The following is a 16,452-nucleotide window of genomic DNA, read 5'->3' as shown; positions in this document are numbered from 1 at the left end:
TGAGCTGACGTTGGCGCGATCAGAGACGTAAGAGGACTGGCGATGAAGGCACGGGTAAAATGGGTCGAGGAGCGCACCTTCGTCGGCGAGTCCAGCAGCGGCCACAAGGTCGTGCTGGGCACGGCGTCAGGCCCGGAAGGCAAGACGCCGGGACCGAGCCCGATGGAACTGGTGCTGATCGGCACCGGCGGCTGCTCGGCCTATGATGTCGTCCATATCCTCGAAAAGGGGCGCGAGGCCGTCGAGGATTGCGTGGTCGAGCTCGATTCCGACCGCTCCGAAACCGATCCCAAAGTGTTCACCCGCATCCATATGCATTTCATCATCAAGGGCCGGGCGCTGTCCAGCGACAAGGTCAAGCGGGCAATCGACCTTTCGATCGAAAAATACTGCTCGGCCTCCGCCATGATGGCCAAGACAGCGACGATTACCCACGACTTTGAAGTCATCGATACGACCGCAAAATAAGCGGCCTACGAGGCCATCAACGCCTTGATGCCATCTGCCACGAACTGCACGGCCAGTGCCGCCAGGATAACCCCGAGCAGGCGGGTCAGGATCGAGCGGCCGGTCTGGCCGAGGATGCGGTCGATGCGTTCCGACAGCACGAATACCAGATAGGTTATGACGAGGCAGACAAGAATGATGCCGACCAGGGCCGCCTGCGCCGCAAAACCCTGAAACGAGCCTGAGAGCAGCACCGTCGCTGAAATCGCGCCGGGGCCGGCGATCAGCGGAATCGCCAAGGGGAAGGCGGCGATGTTGTGGATCATGTCCTTGGTGATGGCGACGTCGCCGATCTTTTCCTTGCGGTCCTGCCGGCGCTCGAACACCATTTCGAAGGCGATGAAGAACAGCAGGAACCCGCCGGCGACACGGAACGCCGGCAGGGTGATGCCGAACACCGACAGGATCGACGCGCCGGCCACCGCAAACAGCGCCATTACCAGAAAACCGATGACCGAGGCGCGCACGGAAACCTGGCTGCGCTCCTCGCGGTTCATGCCGCGCGTCACGGCGAGGAACAGAGGCGCCAGCCCAGGCGGATCGATGGTCACGAGAATGGTGACGAAGGCATTGAACAGGCTGTCGAAACTCGGCATCGCTGACCCTCCCGCCGGGCCAAGCCCGTACCCACATTGGTAGAGCAAAGCCCGGTCGGTGGGAACAGTCAGAACCGCAGGTTAGGCGGCAGCGCCGCAATAGGCCTCCAGGCGATAGCCGTCCGGATCGACCACGAAGGCCGCGTAATAGTTCTCGCCATAGTCGGCGCGCAGGCCCGGTGCGCCATTGTCGCTGCCGCCTTCGCGCAACGCGCCGGCATGAAAGGCACCGACGCTATCCCGTGTCGGCGCGGCGAAGCAGAAATGCAGGCCAGATCTTTCGTCCGCCGGCACCGGGCGCGCCGCCTCGTTGACCCACAGCGCGACAGCCTGGGGCGCGACGGTCTGGACACCATAGCCGAGCGAACCCGGCGATTGGCTGACGCAAGTGAAGCCGAGCGGCCTCAACGCGGCATCGTAGAAACGTTTGGAGGCAGTGACGTCGCGAACGCCGATCGAGATATGATCGAACATGGTTTTCTCCATTGTTACTAAGGGTTGTGGGGTCATCTTTCAGATTGACGACGCGCCAGGAACTGGACTTCGAGGTGCCAGTCCGCGCCGTCATGCGAGCGCTCGCCGAGCCATCGGAAGGAATTCCCGGTGATGCGCGAAAAGCTCCAGCGTACCGAGGAACCAGTGCCGTCGGCGCCGACCTGCACGATCGCGTCGCCTTCGGCGCGGCCGAGCTGACGGCTGAAATACTGGTTGCGCGGGTCGCTCCAGAAGATGTGCCAGGCATCGATTCCGGGGTCATAGACCCGCAGCGTCGTGCCGTAAAAGGTCCATTTGCCAAGCGATGGCGAGGGGCCGGCGTCACGCGCGGGCAGGATCCAGACGTCCTGGATGGCGCGGCCTTCCAGCGCCCAGCCGAAGTGCACCTCGCCGCGTCCGGTCAGCACCGTGCCGTCCTCGAGATGGCGCGCGGCGTCAAACGTCCAGGCACCGACGAAGCGGCCGTAAAGGTTCAGTTTTTCGGCAAGCCCTTCGATCGGTCCGGGACTGTGCAAGGCTTCGGCAAATGTGGATTGGTCGGGCATGGCTGCGGCCTCTTCTTGTCAGGAGACCGCGAGGAATAGGTGCCGGCGGGGTTTTGGGCTTGGGAAAAATTGCTATATTTCAGCCATGACGGCGACCGCGAACACCCTTGCATCCGGACCTGGCTGGCACGTGGCGGATGTGATCTGCACGGCCAGCGCCGGCGATCGGCCGTTCGAGGAAGTCCATCGGGATTTTTGCGTCGCGGCGGTCACCAGTGGCACCTTCCGCTATCGCGCACAGCAAGGCACCGCCATGCTCGCGCCAGGCAGCCTCCTGCTTGGCAATTCCGGCACATGCTACGAATGCGGGCACGAGCATGGCAGCGGCGACCGTTGCCTCTCCTTCCATTTCGGGCCGGCCTATATGGACCGGATCGTCGCCGACGTACCCGGCGCTGGGAAGCTCACCTTCGAGACGCCACGCCTGCCGCCGTTACCGGCCATCGCACCGCTGCTGGCCGAGGCGGAAGCCGCGCGCGACATGGCGGACGCAGGTGCCTTCGAGGAAATCGCCCTGCGCATCGCCGGTGCCGCCGTGGCGACAGTCTCAGGCGCAAGGCACGCCAGTCGCGATCCAAGCCGCCGCGACCAGAAAAGGGTTGCCGAGGCGGTGAGGCGGATCGAACTGGATGCCGACGGACCGGTCTCGCTTCCAGCGTTGGCGGATGAGACCGCGACCAGTGCTTATCATTTCCTGCGCACCTTCCGGCAGGTTGCCGGCATGACGCCCTATCAGTACCTGCTCAGGACCCGATTGCATCGCGCGGCGGTGCGATTGCGCACGTCCAACGATGCCATTTCGGCAATTGCTTTCGAAGCCGGCTTCAACGATCTGTCGACCTTCAACCGCCGGTTTCGGCGGGTCATGGGCGAGACGCCTGGCCGGTATCGGTCCGGGCGCGTTGGCAGCCGCTGAAAAGTTGCCAGGAGCTCCAATTGATCGCGCTCGGGGCGTTCGTCTGGGGAAAACGGTCCATTGCCGGCTTTTGCCTTGCTGGCGGCGAAAGGGTCGTGGCCATATCGTCGCAATCAGTGGTATCCACTTGAAATTACCGCTAAAATTGACACTGGAAAAGTGCCCCGGACATTGGAGTTTCGGCCTCGCTTCCTATATAAGCAGTGAGTGATTCCTGATTAGATTGTGATCCGATTTGACCGACCAGAAGACACCGCGCGGCACAGACGGCGGCCCCAGCGGCATCGAGCCGATATCCATCATCGAGGAGATGCAGCGCTCCTATCTCGATTACGCCATGAGCGTGATCGTCAGCCGTGCGCTGCCCGATGTGCGCGACGGCCTGAAGCCGGTGCACCGTCGCATCCTCTATGCCGCCCATGAGAGCGGCTACCACTGGAACCGCAAATATGTGAAATCGGCGCGCCCCGTCGCCGACGTGATGGGTAAATACCATCCGCATGGCGACGCCTCGATCTATGACGCCTTGGTGCGCATGGCGCAGGACTGGTCGCTGCGCGTGCCGCTGATCGACGGGCAGGGCAATTTCGGTTCAATCGACGGCGATCCGCCGGCGGCGATGCGCTACACCGAATCGCGCCTGACCAAGGTCGCGCACGAGCTGTTGGAGGACATCGACAAGGATACCGTCGATTTCCAGGACACTTATGATGCTTCGGACACCGAGCCGAAGGTTCTGCCGGCGCGCTTTCCCAATCTGCTGGTCAACGGTTCGGGCGGCATTGCCGTCGGCATGGCCACCAACATTCCGCCGCACAATCTCGGTGAAGTCTGCAACGCCGCTATTGCCGTCATCGACAATCCGGCGATCGACCTGCCGGCGCTGATGGAGATCATTCCAGGCCCCGATTTCCCGACCGGCGGCATCGTGCTTGGCCGCTCCGGCATCTACAGCGCCTATTCCACCGGCCGCGGCTCCATCGTCATGCGCGGCAAGGTCTACATAGAGCAGCGCGGCAATGACCGCGAATCGATCATCATCACCGAGGTTCCCTATCAGGTGAACAAGGCCTCGATGATCGAGAAGATGGCCGAACTGGTGCGCGACAAGCGCGTCGAGGGCATTTCCGATATCCGCGACGAAAGCGACCGCCAGGGTTATCGCGTCGTCATCGAGCTCAAGCGTGACGCCGTTGCCGACGTCGTCCTCAACCAGCTCTACCGGTTCACGCCGCTGCAGACCTCTTTCGGCGCCAATATGGTGGCTCTGAACGGCGGCAAGCCGGAACTGCTGAACCTGACCGACATGCTGAAGGCGTTCGTCACCTTCCGCGAGGAGGTGATCAGCCGGCGGACGAAGTTCCTGCTGCGCAAGGCGCGGGACCGCGCCCATGTGCTGGTTGGCCTGGCCATCGCCGTCGCCAACATCGACGAGGTCATCAAGCTGATCCGTACCGCGCCGGACCCGCAGACGGCGCGCGAGCAGTTGATGGAGCGGCGCTGGCCCTCGGGTGACGTTGAATCGTTGATCCTCCTGATCGACGATCCGCGCCATCGTATCAACGAGGACGGCACCTACAATCTGTCCGAGGAACAGGCGCGCGCTATCCTCGAACTGCGCCTGCAGCGCCTGACCGCGCTTGGCCGCGACGAAATCGCCGATGAGTTGAATACGATCGGCGACGAGATCAAGGACTACCTCGACATTCTGTCGTCGCGCGCGCGCATCCAGCAGATCGTCAAGGACGAGCTCGCCGCCGTGCGCGACGAATTCGGCACGCCACGCCGCACCGAGCTCACCGATGGCGGCGCGGACATGGAAGACGAGGATCTGATCCAGCGCGAGGACATGGTCGTGACGGTGAGCCATTCCGGCTACATCAAGCGCGTGCCGCTGTCGCTCTATCGGGCGCAGCGCCGCGGCGGCAAGGGCCGCTCCGGCATGTCGACCAAGGAAGAGGATTTCGTCACCCGGCTGTTCGTGGCCAACACCCACACGCCGGTGCTGTTCTTCTCCTCGCGCGGCATCGTCTACAAGGAAAAGGTCTGGCGGCTGCCGATCGGCAACCCGCAGTCACGCGGCAAGGCGCTGATCAACATGCTGCCGCTGGAGCAGGGCGAGCGCATCACCACCATCATGCCGCTGCCCGAGGACGAGACGAGCTGGGGCGATCTCGACGTGATGTTCGCCACGACGCGCGGCACCGTGCGCCGCAACAAATTGTCCGACTTCGTCCAGGTCAATCGCAACGGCAAGATCGCCATGAAGCTGGAGGAGGAGGGCGACGAAATTCTCGGCGTCGAGACCTGCACCGACAATGACGACGTGCTTCTGACGGCGAATTCGGGCCAGTGCATTCGCTTCTCCGTCGGCGACGTGCGCGTCTTCCAGAGCCGCAATTCCGTCGGCGTTCGCGGCATAACCATGGCTGAAACCGACCGCATCATCTCCATGTCGGTGATCGAGCATGTCAATGCTTCACCGGCGGAACGCGCCGCTTACCTCAAGCGGGCGGCGTCGGAGCGGCGGCTTGCCGCCGAGACAGCCGGAGAGGAAGAAGAGATCGCGCTCACCAATGAGGAGATCGGCGAGGAGACCGAGCTTCCAGACGACCGCTACGAATTCCTCAAGGCGCATGAGCAGTACGTGCTGACGGTGACTGAATATGGATACGGCAAGCGCTCGTCGTCCTACGATTTCCGCCTGACCGGCCGCGGCGGCAAGGGCATCCGTGCCACCGACGTGTCCAAGGCAGCCGAAATCGGCCAGCTGGTGGCAACCTTCCCGGTCGGCAATGACGATCAGATCATGCTGGTGTCGGATGGCGGCACCGTCATCCGGGTACCCGTTAACGGCATCCGTTTCGCTAGCCGCGCCACCAAGGGCGTGACCATCTTCAACACGGCTGAAGGTGAAAAGGTGGTTTCGGTCGAGCGGATTTCGGAGCCGCAATCGGACGAGGAAGTGGAAGAGGCCGTCGAGGGTGGCGCGGGGCCGGATTCGAATGACAGCGGTCCAGATAACGCCGAATAGTTCCTGGAGCAGGTTGGACATAGCAACGCCGGCCTGTCGGCCGGCGCGGCAGCAAGTGCGGACTGTTAATAGTGGCGATACGGCTTGCGCAGGCCGAAGCCTTCGAAGCGTTTGGTCGTGGCCTTGACGCGGATGCGCTGCGCTTCCTGATGCAGCCCGAATACTGTGGCGATCAGCATGGCGACGGTCATTGCGGTGGCGAGCATGTAGATCAGCATGTGCGTGTTCTCCTGCGCCTTACAACGGATATATGGGACTTTGGTTTCATCTTATTAAGGGTGCAGCCTAGTGACCGCTGCGTGAAGGCTTCGTGATCAGCGTGTTCATCTGTCGTTCATGCGCCGGAAAAGGTTCATGGGCCGCCTGCCAATCGGATTTGCCTTTGTGATAGAGGCTCGCTAGAAGCTCCGCCATGACCGAACGCATCGCCCTTTATGCCGGCTCCTTCGACCCGCTGACCAACGGCCATCTCGATGTGCTGAAAGCGTCGCTGGCGGTGGCCGACATTGTTTATGCCGCGATCGGCATTCATCCGGGCAAGAAGCCGCTGTTTTCGTTCGAGGATCGGGTGCAGTTGATCGAAGCCGCCGCGAAAGCCGAATTCGGCCGCGACGGCGCCCGCATCAAGGTGGTTGCCTTCGATGGACTGGTGATCGATGCGGCCAGGAGAGAAGGCGCCTCGATCATGATCCGCGGTCTGCGCGACGGCACCGACCTCGATTACGAAATGCAGATGGCCGGCATGAACGAAACCATGGCGCCTGAGCTGCAGACGGTTTTCCTGCCTGCCAGCCCGTCGGTGCGCACCATTACCGCCACACTTGTGCGCCAGATAGCCTCGATGGGTGGCGACATCCGCCCCTTCGTGCCGGCGGCCGTGGCCGGCGCGCTCACCGCAAAATTCGCGAAATAAGCTCGGAGAACCCTCATGCAGCTCAAAAGGCTCGCCTCATTCCTTGTTGTGCTCGCCGGTCTCGTGACCGCATCGGTCTCGGCCTATGCCGCAGATCCGGAAAACACGATGATCATCACGCTGAAAGATGGCGACGTGACCATCGCGCTGCGCCCCGATCTGGCGCCCAAGCATGTCGCGCAGATCAAGAAGCTGGTGCGTGACCATGCCTACGACAATGTCGCATTCCACCGTGTCATCGATGGCTTCATGGCGCAGACCGGCGACGTCAAGTTCGGTAACATGAACAAGGGCTTCAATGCCCAGGCCGTCGGCACCGGCGGCTCCGACCTGCCCGACCTGCCCGCCGAGTTCTCGCAGGCCGAGCATTACAAGCGCGGCGTGGTCGGCATGGCCCGTTCGCAGGATCCGAACTCCGCCAATTCGCAGTTCTTCATCATGTTCGCACCGGCGCCGCCGCTCGATGGCCAGTATACGATCGTCGGCAATGTCGTCAGCGGCATGGACCTGGTGGACAAGATCAAGAAGGGCGACGAGGCGGACAATGGCACGGTCACCGATCCCGACCGGATGATCAAAGTGCGCATCGCCGCCGACAAATAGTTCCATTTTTACAAAAAGGATATCTGACATGGCTGAGATCAAGGACCGCGAGAACGCGCTCATCATGGAAACGACCAAGGGCAAGGTCGTCATCGAACTGTTTCCCGATTTGGCTCCCGGCCATGTCGCCCGCATCAAGGAACTGGCGCGTGAAGGCGCCTATGACGGCGTCGTCTTCCACCGCGTCATCGAAGGCTTCATGGCGCAGACCGGCGACGTGAAATTCGGCAATTCCAGCAAGCCCAGCTTCGCGCCGTCTCGCGCCGGCATGGGCGGCTCGGAAAAGCCTGACCTGAAGGCCGAGTTCTCCAACGCGAACCACGGCCGCGGCACCTGCTCGATGGCTCGTTCGCAGAACCCGAACTCGGCCAATTCGCAGTTCTTCATCTGCTTCGACGACGCCGCGTTCCTCAACCGCCAGTACACGGTCTGGGGCCAGGTCATCGAGGGCATGGACAATGTCGACAAGATCAAGCGCGGCGAGCCGGTGCAGGATCCCGACAAGATCGTGTCCCTAAAGGTCGCGGCCGACGTCAAGTAAGGACAACGACAATGATGGGCGTCGTATGGTCGCTTCTCGGCATCCTGTCCGGCGCCTTCATTGCCATCCAGGCGCCGATCAATTCGCAGCTTGCGCGCGGCTTGGGTCTCCCGGTCGCGGCGGCGGCGTTTTCGTTCCTGTCGGGCGCGGTCGTGCTTGGCATCATCTCCGTCACGGTGGTGAAGCTGCAGGGCATCTCGCTTGACTGGAAGGCGCCCGCGCCCTGGTTGTTTGTCGCCGGCGGCATGCTTGGCGGCTTCTATGTCACGCTTTCGACGATCCTGACGCCGCGCATCGGCGCGGCCGCGCTGATGGCGTTCCTGGTGGCCGGCCAGCTGCTTGCGGGTATGCTCATCGACCGCGTCGGCTTCCTTGGGGTCGCCGTGCGTGAAATCTCGCTCGGCCGCGTCGCCGGCGCGGTGCTTCTGCTGGCCGGAGCGCTGCTCGTTCGGCTGTTTTGAGTCCCGATGCGCGTCGACCTCTTTGACTTCGACCTGCCGGAGGAGCGCATCGCGCTTCGCCCGGCAGAACCGCGCGACAGCGCCAAAATGCTGGTGGTCAAGCCAGGCAAGGGGCTGGAGGACAGGACGGTTGGCGACCTGCCATCCTTGCTCCGCGCCGGCGACGTGCTGGTCTTCAACGACACCAAGGTCATTCCGGCGCAGTTGAAAGGCTTCAGGCGGCGCGGCGAAGCACAGTCGCAGGTCGAGGCCACGCTGCACATGCGCATGGCGCCGGACCGCTGGCTGGCCTTCATGCGGCCGGGCAAGCGCATTGCCGCCGGCGACCGCATCCATTTCGGCCATGACGGCAATTCCTGTTTCCTCGGCCAGCTCGACGCCACCGTGATCGAAAAAGGCGAGGGTGGCGAAGCGCTGCTCGGCTTTGATCTATCCGGTCCTTTCCTCGACGAAGCGCTGCACGCGGTCGGCCACATTCCGCTGCCGCCCTACATCGCCTCGAAGCGCGATGACGACGAGCGCGATCGTGCCGACTACCAGACCATCTATGCCCGGGAAGAAGGTGCGGTAGCGGCGCCCACCGCGGGCCTGCACTTCACGCCGGCGCTTTTCGCGGCGCTGGACGCCAAAGGGGTCGAACGCCGCTTCGTCACCTTGCATGTGGGCGCCGGTACGTTCCTGCCGGTCAAGGCGGACGATACCGCGGACCATAAGATGCATGCCGAGATCGGCTCGGTCAGCCAGGCGACCGCCGATGCGCTCAATGCGGCGAAGGCGAGGGGCGGGCGCGTCATTGCCGTCGGCACGACCTCGCTGCGCCTGCTCGAGAGTGCGGCGCGTGAGGACGGCACGCTGGCGCCATGGTCCGGACCGACCGACATCTTCATCACGCCCGGCTACCGCTTTCGCACGGCCGACATGCTGATGACCAACTTCCATCTGCCGCGCTCGACGCTGTTCATGCTGGTCTCGGCTTTCAGTGGCCTCGACACGATGAGTGCCGCCTATGCGCATGCCATCGAGAGCGGTTACAGGTTCTATTCCTATGGAGACGCCAGTCTTCTGTTCAGGGAGGAGAACGATGGACGATGATCTGCAGACCTTCGACCGCGACAGGCTGATCGCGGAAGTGAAAAGGCTGCGCGCCGGCATTCGCGCGCACCGGGATACCACAGGTCATGATCTCTGCTGGCATCATCCCGATCTGTGGGACCTGCTGCCGGAAAAGACCGAGCCGTCAATCGCGGTGCCGCCCTGGCCAAAATTCATACGCGGCTGCATCCAATACCGTCAGTCGCTCGACGAGCAGGCGCCGGATGCGCCGGTATTCGACAAGGAATTCAATGGCTGAGAATTTCACCTTCAAGGTGTTGGCGACCGATGGCAAGGCGCGGCGCGGCCTGATCGACATGCCGCGCGGCGAAATCCGCACGCCGGCCTTCATGCCGGTCGGCACCGGTGGCACGGTCAAGGCCATGTACATGGACCAGGTGCGCGGCGTTGGCGCCGACATTATCCTGGGCAACACCTATCACCTGATGCTGCGGCCCGGGGCCGAGCGCGTGGCGCGGCTCGGCGGTCTGCACGAATTCGCCCGCTGGCCGCACCCGATCCTGACCGACAGCGGCGGTTTTCAGGTAATGTCGCTGTCGAAGCTGAGGAAGCTGACAGAAAAGGGCGTCACGTTCCGTTCGCACATCGATGGCGCGGCCTACGAGATGTCGCCGGAGCGCTCAATCGAAATTCAAGGTCTGCTCGATTCCGACATCCAGATGCAACTCGATGAATGCACCGCGTTGCCGGCCGAGATCAGGGAGATCGAGCGCGCCATGGAACTGTCGCTGCGCTGGGCGGAACGCTGCAAGACGGCGTTCGGCGACCAGCCGGGCAAAGCGATGTTCGGCATCGTGCAGGGTGGTGACAACGCGGCGCTCAGGGTGCGCTCGGCACATGCGCTGAGCGCGATGAAGCTCAAGGGCTATGCTGTCGGCGGCCTGGCCGTCGGCGAGCCGCAGGCGGTGATGCTCGACATGCTCGACATCACCTGTCCCGAACTGCCAGACGACAAGCCACGCTATCTGATGGGCGTGGGAACCCCGGACGATATCCTGAAATCGGTTGCCCGCGGCATCGACATGTTCGATTGCGTGATGCCGACGCGGGCCGGCCGGCACGGCCTAGCCTATACCAGGCGCGGCAAGGTCAACCTGCGCAACGCCCGCCATGCCGACGATCCGCGCCCGCTCGATGAAGAGAGCGACTGCCCGGCAGCCAGGGAATATTCGCGTGCCTATCTGCACCATCTGGTGCGCTCGCAGGAGGCGCTCGGCGCAATGCTGCTGACCTGGAACAACCTGTCCTACTACCAGAAGCTGATGCAGGACATCCGCGCCGCGATCGAAACCGGCACCTTCGAGACGCGCGGGGCGGGGATCAGCGAAGGCTGGGCGAGGGGCGATATCCCGGCGCTGTAAACCCGTTCAGGTGCTGAGGGAGTTCGACGCCCGCAGGCTGCAGCCGGTGATCTGGAATGTGCCGTCAGGCTGCTGCTGCAGCGTGTAGACCGCCTCATAATCCTTGCCGTCCGGGCCGACGATCAGTACCTGCTGGACGATAGAACCGGGACCAGTCTGCTCGACCTTGCCGAAAGCGTAGGACTGGGGTTTGCGCACAGGCGGGTAGCCATTGGTCACCATATTCATGAAGGCATCGACGGTCGGGAATATCTGCTTCACGTTTGGGGCGGCAAAGCTGTACGCCTTGGCGCCGTCATCGGCGATGAGGGCCTTCAACTGACTGTCGATGACGGCCTGGCCAGCCTTGATCTCGGCATCTCCGGCAGACGCCTGGAAAGCCAGCATGAGCGAAACGAACGCGAATGCGAAAAAGCCGCGGCGCATGGCTTGTCTCCACCGTCCTCGAACCGCCTCCAGAAGTTCCAGGAGACATCCTAACATACGTGCCAGGGCGCCTCACGGTTTCAGCGGCCGCCAATATTCGTCGCGCCTCGGTGCAGAAGCCATGCACGAACGATATTGCAGGGCATGCCCGCGCTGGTGATCGGCGGCAGGCTCTGCAAGCACGGCATGCCGGTTGCGGGGCCGCGCGAGGCGGTGGCCGGGACCCCGCGCCGGCTAAGCGCGCATTCCAGTGCTTGAAAGGCTGCCTCCAGTCTGCCAGAAGGGCCGCTTGGACCTGGAAGTTTAGCGGGACGAAGCCATGAAGGCGTTTTTCGTGCAGATCAAATGCGAGCTGGGCAAATCCTATGAGGTTGCCAGCGCGCTTGCCGACGCCGAGATCGCCTCGGAAATCTACTCCACCGCCGGCAACTACGATCTGCTCGCCAAATTCTATGTCGACGACGAAGAAGACGTCGGCCATTTCGTCAACGAGAAGGTGCAGATTCTTCCCGGCATCAAGGACACGTTCACCGTCGTCACCTTCCGCGCCTTCTAGCAGTGCGAGGCGGTTGCCCGGGCACGAGGCAAAGGCTGATCAAGCTTGTATTTGGGCTGCCTTAATTTTGGGCAGCCGCAACATACTAATCGTCCGCTTCCCCCAAATCACCGATTGCGCTTGATTTTCTCCCGCGACGCCAGTGAAATGGCTTCACAGGGGAGTATGCGATTGGCAGCGTTCGATGAAATGCTTCCGGAAGTCTCCGGATTGAGAAGACCGTATTCGGCTTACGATCGCTGGCTGAAGGAGCAGGATCCAGCCAGGCTTACCGAGAAGATGCAGGACGCCGAACGCGTCTTTCGCAAGACTGGCATTACCTTCGCCGTCTATGGCGAACAGGAAGCCTCCGAGCGGCTGATCCCGTTCGACATCGTCCCTCGCATCATTTCAGGCAATGAGTGGCGGCGCCTGACGCAAGGCATCGAGCAGCGCGTACAGGCGCTGAACGCCTTCCTCGACGACATCTACCATCGCCAGGAAATCCTGCGCGCCGGCCGCGTCCCAAGAGATCTGATCGCCAGGAACGAAGCCTTCCTGCCGGAGATGATCGGCGTGCGGCCGCCGGCCGGCGTCTATACCCACATTATCGGCGTCGACATCGTTCGCATCAGCGAGGACGAGTTCTACGTTCTGGAAGACAATGCGCGCACGCCGTCCGGTGTCTCCTACATGCTGGAGAACCGCGAAACGATGATGCAGCTGTTCCCCGAGCTGTTCCAGAAGATCAAGGTGCGGCCAGTGGAGAACTATCCGCAGCTGCTGCGCCAGTCGCTGGCGGCCGTGCGGCCGCAGAACACCAAGGGTGCCCCGACCATCGCGGTGCTGACGCCGGGCAGTTTCAATTCCGCCTATTTCGAACACGCTTTCCTTGCCGACCAGATGGGTGTGCAGCTTGTGGAGGGCCAGGATCTGCGCGTCGTCGACGGCCATGTCGCGATGCGCACCACCGAAGGCTACAAGCAGATCGACGTGCTTTACCGCCGCGTCGATGATTCCTTCCTCGATCCGCTGACCTTCAGGCCGGATTCAGCGCTTGGCATACCCGGCATCATGGATGTCTATCGCGCCGGCAATATCACCATCGCCAATGCGCCTGGCACGGGTATCGCCGACGACAAGGCGATCTATTCGTATATGCCGGAGATCGTCGAATTCTACACCGGCCGCAAGGCGATCCTCGGCAACATCCCGACCTGGCGCTGTTCGGAACCGGACAGCCTGAAATATGTGCTCGAGCACATCCACGAACTGGTGATCAAGGAAGTGCATGGTTCCGGCGGCTACGGCATGCTGGTCGGCCCGGCGGCGACCAAGAAGGAATGTCAGGATTTCGCCAAGAAGCTGCAGGCCAAACCGTCTAATTACATCGCCCAGCCGACGCTCGCGCTCTCGACCTGTCCGATCCTGACGGAAAAGGGGCTGGCGCCGCGCCATGTCGATCTCAGGCCCTACGTGCTGGTCTCGGATCGCATCCAGATCGTGCCCGGCGGCCTGACGCGCGTTGCGCTGAAGGAAGGCTCGCTGGTGGTGAATTCATCCCAGGGTGGCGGGACGAAAGATACCTGGGTGCTGGATGATTGAGCTGAACCGGTAGGGATTAGTGAGTAGTGAGTAGTGAGTAGTCAGCTACAGAGGGAAAGCGCATGCCACATCTCATATGGATTCAACTATTTACTACTGACTATTCACTAATCCCTACTCACTAGCCCGAAGGGCCTTCCCATGCTTCTCGGCCGCACCGCCAACGGGCTCTACTGGATGAACCGCTATATTGAGCGGGCGGAAAACATGGCGCGGCTGGTCGACGCCGGGCTGCGCATGGCGCTCACTCGCACCCAGAGCGCGTCGGAGGAGTGGAATTCGGTGCTGCTCAGCGCCGGCTCAGACATCACCTTCAAGCAGAAATACCCGGACTATACGGCCGCCAATGTCTCTGATTTCCTCTTGCGCGACACGTCGAACCCATCGAGCACGATGTCGTCGATCGAGACCGCCCGCAACAATGCGCGCATGGTGCGCACCGCGCTGACGCGCGAGACATGGGAGAGCATCAACGAAGCCTGGATGGCGCTGAAACGGATGCTGGCGAGGCCGATCGACGAGCGCGACCTGCCCAACGTGCTCGACGCGATCAAGCGCGAGACAGCGCTGATCCGCGGCTCGTTTTACGGCACCATGCTGCGCAACGAGATCTTCGATTTCTCGCAGCTCGGCACCTATGTCGAGCGCGCCGACAACACCGCGCGCATCCTCGACGTGAAATACTACGTGCTGCTGCCGTCGATCTCCTGGGTCGGCTCGACGCTCGACAACTATCAGTGGGAATCGATCCTGCGCTCGGTGTCGGCGCATCGCTCGTATCGCTGGGTTTATGATGCCGACTATAAGCCGACCAACATCGCCGACTACCTGATCCTCAACGTCCGCATGCCGCGATCCCTGACCTTCTGCTATCGCTTCCTGGCAGAGCATCTGAAGTTCCTGGGCGACGACTATGGCGAGCGCCATGCCTGCCATGCGACGGCGCAAAAGACGCAGGCAATGCTGCAAGCAGGGTCGATCAAGGACATATTCGACGCCGGGCTGCACGAGTTCCTGGCCGGGTTTATTCGCGACAACACCAGGCTCGGCGACGAGATCGCGCAGGACTACAGGTTTTATTGAGCATGATCCCGGGAAGTGGATATCGGTTTTCGCTAGAGATCATGCACGCGAACGGAAGATGGCCATGCGGCTGAAAATCACGCACCGGACCGAATACCGCTACGACGCACCGGTGCAGTATCTGCTCCAGAGGCTGCGGCTGCTTCCCGTGAGCGGGCCGACTCAGACCGTGCTGTCCTGGGCGCTGAAGGTCGACGGTGCGCGCGAGGAAGTGCGATTTACCGACCACTACGGCAACGACAACAGGCTGTTGAGCGTCGAGGGTGACCACGACTTCATCACAGTCGAAGCGTTGGGCGAGGTGGTGACGCGCGATACATCGGGTGTTTGCGGGCCTCATCAGGGCTTCGCGCCACTCTGGTTGTTCGCGCAGGAGACCGCTTTGACCATGATAGGCGGCGGCATCCGTGATCTTACCGAGGCGGTCGGCAAGGGCACCGACCTTGACAGGCTGCACCGGCTGATGGCCGTCATTGGCGAGCGCGTCGCCTACACACCGGGAACAACCAATGCGACGACCTCGGCCGAGGAAGCTTTGGTACTGAAAACCGGAGTCTGCCAGGACCATAGCCACATCTTTGCCGCCGCCGCGCGCGCCATGGGATTTCCGGCCCGCTATGTCAGCGGCTATCTGATGATGGATGCGGTGGAGCAGGCTGCAAGCCACGCCTGGGCCGAAGCGCATGTCGCGGGGCTCGGCTGGGTTGCCTTCGACCCCGCCAACGGTATTTCTCCCGACGAACGCTATGTGAAGGTGGCCACCGGTCGCGACTACCGTGACGCTTCGCCGGTGTCGGGAATTCGACTGGGACAAGCGGAAGAACTGCTTGCGGTCACCGTCACGGTAGAGCAGTAATCCCCAGGGATTACCGCCTTTAAGAGATTCCATGACCTATTGCGTCGGCCTCAAGATCGATCGCGGGCTCGTGTTCATGTCGGACACGCGTACCAACGCCGGTATGGATTCGATCTCGACCTTCAAGAAGATGCATGTCTGGGAACAGCCGGGCGAGCGCGTCATCGTGCTGATGTCGGCTGGCAACCTGGCGACGACACAGGCCGTGGTCAGCCTGCTCGACGAGCGCACAAAGGCGGTGACCGACCGTCATGAGAAGCTGCTCGAGACGCCATCCATGTACCAGACGGTGCGGCTGCTCGGCGACACGGTGAAGGAAGTGATCGCGCAATCGTCGCCCGCGGGCGAGAAGGCCGATTCCTATTTCAATGCCTCCTTCATCCTCGGCGGGCAGATCAAGGGCAGCCCGCCACGCCTGTTCATGATCTACCCAGAAGGCAATTTCATCGAGTCGACCGAGGACACGCCGTTCTTCCAGATCGGAGAAACCAAGTACGGCAAGCCGATCATCATTCGCGCCTACGAAAAGACGATGAGCCTGGCCGAGACGGTGAAACTGCTTCTGGTGTCGTTCGATTCGACGCTGAAGTCGAACCTGTCGGTCGGCCTGCCGCTCGACCTGCTTTTCCTGGAGCAGGACGCCTTTCAGGTCGGCCTTAAAAAGCGGATCGGCCAGGACGACCAGTATTACCGCACGATCTCCGATGGATGGTCGAATGCGCTGAAGACGGCCTTCGCCAGCCTGCCGGATTTTCCTGGCTAGTCCGAATATCTCGCCGCCCGTCGGCGGCTTCAAATATTTCACATGGTGACTAATATCCGATCTTGAGGAGCCGGCGGCTACCACCGGCAGCGAATGACC

The 16,452-nt window shown here is 62.2% G+C and carries 20 protein-coding genes; 15 read left to right on the top strand and 5 right to left on the bottom strand.

The genetic code is table 11. From position 1 onward, the window contains the following. Positions 1–42 precede the first annotated feature (42 nt). Positions 43–468: an OsmC family protein gene (locus tag FJ527_RS03705; protein WP_140821777.1), complete on the top strand. Its 426-nt coding sequence runs from the start codon at positions 43–45 to the stop codon at positions 466–468. A gap of 5 nt (positions 469–473) precedes the next feature. On the opposite strand, the gene FJ527_RS03700 is transcribed toward FJ527_RS03705, so the two are convergent. The 3 genes from FJ527_RS03700 to FJ527_RS03690 form a co-directional block, all read right to left on the bottom strand. Then, positions 474–1,103 carry a MarC family protein gene (locus tag FJ527_RS03700; RefSeq protein ID WP_015317712.1) on the bottom strand — a complete coding sequence of 210 codons (630 nt, stop codon included), beginning with the start codon at positions 1,101–1,103 and terminating at the stop codon, positions 474–476. 81 nt (positions 1,104–1,184) lie between these two features. After that, positions 1,185–1,577: a VOC family protein gene (locus tag FJ527_RS03695; protein WP_140821775.1), complete on the bottom strand. Its 393-nt coding sequence runs from the start codon at positions 1,575–1,577 to the stop codon at positions 1,185–1,187. A 32-nt stretch (positions 1,578–1,609) separates the two neighbouring features. Then, positions 1,610–2,143: a hypothetical protein gene (locus FJ527_RS03690; RefSeq protein ID WP_140821773.1), complete on the bottom strand. Its 534-nt coding sequence runs from the start codon at positions 2,141–2,143 to the stop codon at positions 1,610–1,612. Between the two features lie 85 nt (positions 2,144–2,228). On the opposite strand from FJ527_RS03690, the gene FJ527_RS03685 reads away from it, so the two are divergent. Both FJ527_RS03685 and gyrA read left to right on the top strand, forming a co-directional pair. Beyond that, positions 2,229–3,059, top strand: a complete 831-nt coding sequence (locus FJ527_RS03685) for an AraC family transcriptional regulator (RefSeq protein WP_140821772.1) — start codon at positions 2,229–2,231, stop codon at positions 3,057–3,059. A 235-nt stretch (positions 3,060–3,294) separates the two neighbouring features. Next, positions 3,295–6,093, top strand: a complete 2,799-nt coding sequence (gene gyrA / locus FJ527_RS03680) for a DNA gyrase subunit A (RefSeq protein WP_140821770.1) — start codon at positions 3,295–3,297, stop codon at positions 6,091–6,093. Between the two features lie 65 nt (positions 6,094–6,158). Here gyrA and FJ527_RS03675 read toward each other — a convergent pair whose 3' ends face one another. Then, a complete protein-coding gene (locus tag FJ527_RS03675) occupies positions 6,159–6,311 on the bottom strand; it encodes a hypothetical protein (RefSeq protein WP_015317717.1) in 153 nt (50 codons plus the stop codon). A gap of 194 nt (positions 6,312–6,505) precedes the next feature. On the opposite strand from FJ527_RS03675, the gene coaD reads away from it, so the two are divergent. The 7 genes from coaD to tgt are packed head-to-tail and all read left to right on the top strand — an operon-like array spanning position 6,506 to position 11,085. Then, the gene (gene coaD, locus FJ527_RS03670) at positions 6,506–7,006 is read left to right on the top strand and encodes a pantetheine-phosphate adenylyltransferase (RefSeq protein WP_015317718.1); all 501 of its coding nucleotides are present in this window, start codon (positions 6,506–6,508) and stop codon (positions 7,004–7,006) included. 15 nt (positions 7,007–7,021) lie between these two features. Beyond that, positions 7,022–7,609 carry a peptidylprolyl isomerase gene (locus FJ527_RS03665; RefSeq protein ID WP_140616324.1) on the top strand — a complete coding sequence of 196 codons (588 nt, stop codon included), beginning with the start codon at positions 7,022–7,024 and terminating at the stop codon, positions 7,607–7,609. Between the two features lie 28 nt (positions 7,610–7,637). After that, complete coding sequence (locus FJ527_RS03660; protein WP_015317720.1) at positions 7,638–8,150, top strand: peptidylprolyl isomerase; 513 nt, start codon at positions 7,638–7,640, stop codon at positions 8,148–8,150. A gap of 11 nt (positions 8,151–8,161) precedes the next feature. Then, positions 8,162–8,611: a DMT family transporter gene (locus FJ527_RS03655; RefSeq protein WP_023773870.1), complete on the top strand. Its 450-nt coding sequence runs from the start codon at positions 8,162–8,164 to the stop codon at positions 8,609–8,611. A gap of 6 nt (positions 8,612–8,617) precedes the next feature. Beyond that, positions 8,618–9,703: a tRNA preQ1(34) S-adenosylmethionine ribosyltransferase-isomerase QueA gene (gene queA / locus FJ527_RS03650; protein WP_140821768.1), complete on the top strand. Its 1,086-nt coding sequence runs from the start codon at positions 8,618–8,620 to the stop codon at positions 9,701–9,703. Further along, the gene (locus tag FJ527_RS03645; RefSeq protein WP_140821766.1) at positions 9,693–9,962 is read left to right on the top strand and encodes a hypothetical protein; all 270 of its coding nucleotides are present in this window, start codon (positions 9,693–9,695) and stop codon (positions 9,960–9,962) included. The genes queA and FJ527_RS03645 overlap by 11 nt, the downstream gene beginning before the upstream one ends. Then, positions 9,955–11,085, top strand: coding sequence for a tRNA guanosine(34) transglycosylase Tgt (gene tgt / locus FJ527_RS03640; RefSeq protein WP_140821764.1), 1,131 nt, complete (start codon positions 9,955–9,957; stop codon positions 11,083–11,085). The genes FJ527_RS03645 and tgt overlap by 8 nt, the downstream gene beginning before the upstream one ends. Positions 11,086–11,091: 6 nt before the next feature. On the opposite strand, the gene FJ527_RS03635 is transcribed toward tgt, so the two are convergent. After that, complete coding sequence (locus tag FJ527_RS03635) at positions 11,092–11,511, bottom strand: DUF4864 domain-containing protein (protein ID WP_015317725.1); 420 nt, start codon at positions 11,509–11,511, stop codon at positions 11,092–11,094. A gap of 319 nt (positions 11,512–11,830) precedes the next feature. Between FJ527_RS03635 and FJ527_RS03630 the strand changes: the two genes are divergently transcribed. The 5 genes from FJ527_RS03630 (at position 11,831) to FJ527_RS03610 (ending at position 16,353) form a co-directional block, all read left to right on the top strand. Continuing rightward, positions 11,831–12,067: an Lrp/AsnC family transcriptional regulator gene (locus FJ527_RS03630; RefSeq protein WP_010909609.1), complete on the top strand. Its 237-nt coding sequence runs from the start codon at positions 11,831–11,833 to the stop codon at positions 12,065–12,067. A 171-nt stretch (positions 12,068–12,238) separates the two neighbouring features. Continuing rightward, positions 12,239–13,651, top strand: a complete 1,413-nt coding sequence (locus FJ527_RS03625) for a circularly permuted type 2 ATP-grasp protein (protein WP_181166272.1) — start codon at positions 12,239–12,241, stop codon at positions 13,649–13,651. Between the two features lie 141 nt (positions 13,652–13,792). Next, the gene (locus FJ527_RS03620; RefSeq protein ID WP_140821762.1) at positions 13,793–14,734 is read left to right on the top strand and encodes an alpha-E domain-containing protein; all 942 of its coding nucleotides are present in this window, start codon (positions 13,793–13,795) and stop codon (positions 14,732–14,734) included. A gap of 64 nt (positions 14,735–14,798) precedes the next feature. Then, positions 14,799–15,590: a transglutaminase family protein gene (locus tag FJ527_RS03615; RefSeq protein ID WP_140821761.1), complete on the top strand. Its 792-nt coding sequence runs from the start codon at positions 14,799–14,801 to the stop codon at positions 15,588–15,590. Between the two features lie 31 nt (positions 15,591–15,621). Continuing rightward, positions 15,622–16,353, top strand: a complete 732-nt coding sequence (locus FJ527_RS03610) for a peptidase (RefSeq protein WP_023773863.1) — start codon at positions 15,622–15,624, stop codon at positions 16,351–16,353. Positions 16,354–16,452 lie beyond the last annotated feature (99 nt).

Origin of the sequence: Mesorhizobium sp. B2-4-18, from assembly GCF_006441385.1 — a bacterium.
GTDB classification, from domain to species: domain Bacteria; phylum Pseudomonadota; class Alphaproteobacteria; order Rhizobiales; family Rhizobiaceae; genus Mesorhizobium; species Mesorhizobium australicum.
Note: the sequence above shows the minus strand (reverse complement) of the source record. Positions and strands in the feature narration are given on the sequence as shown.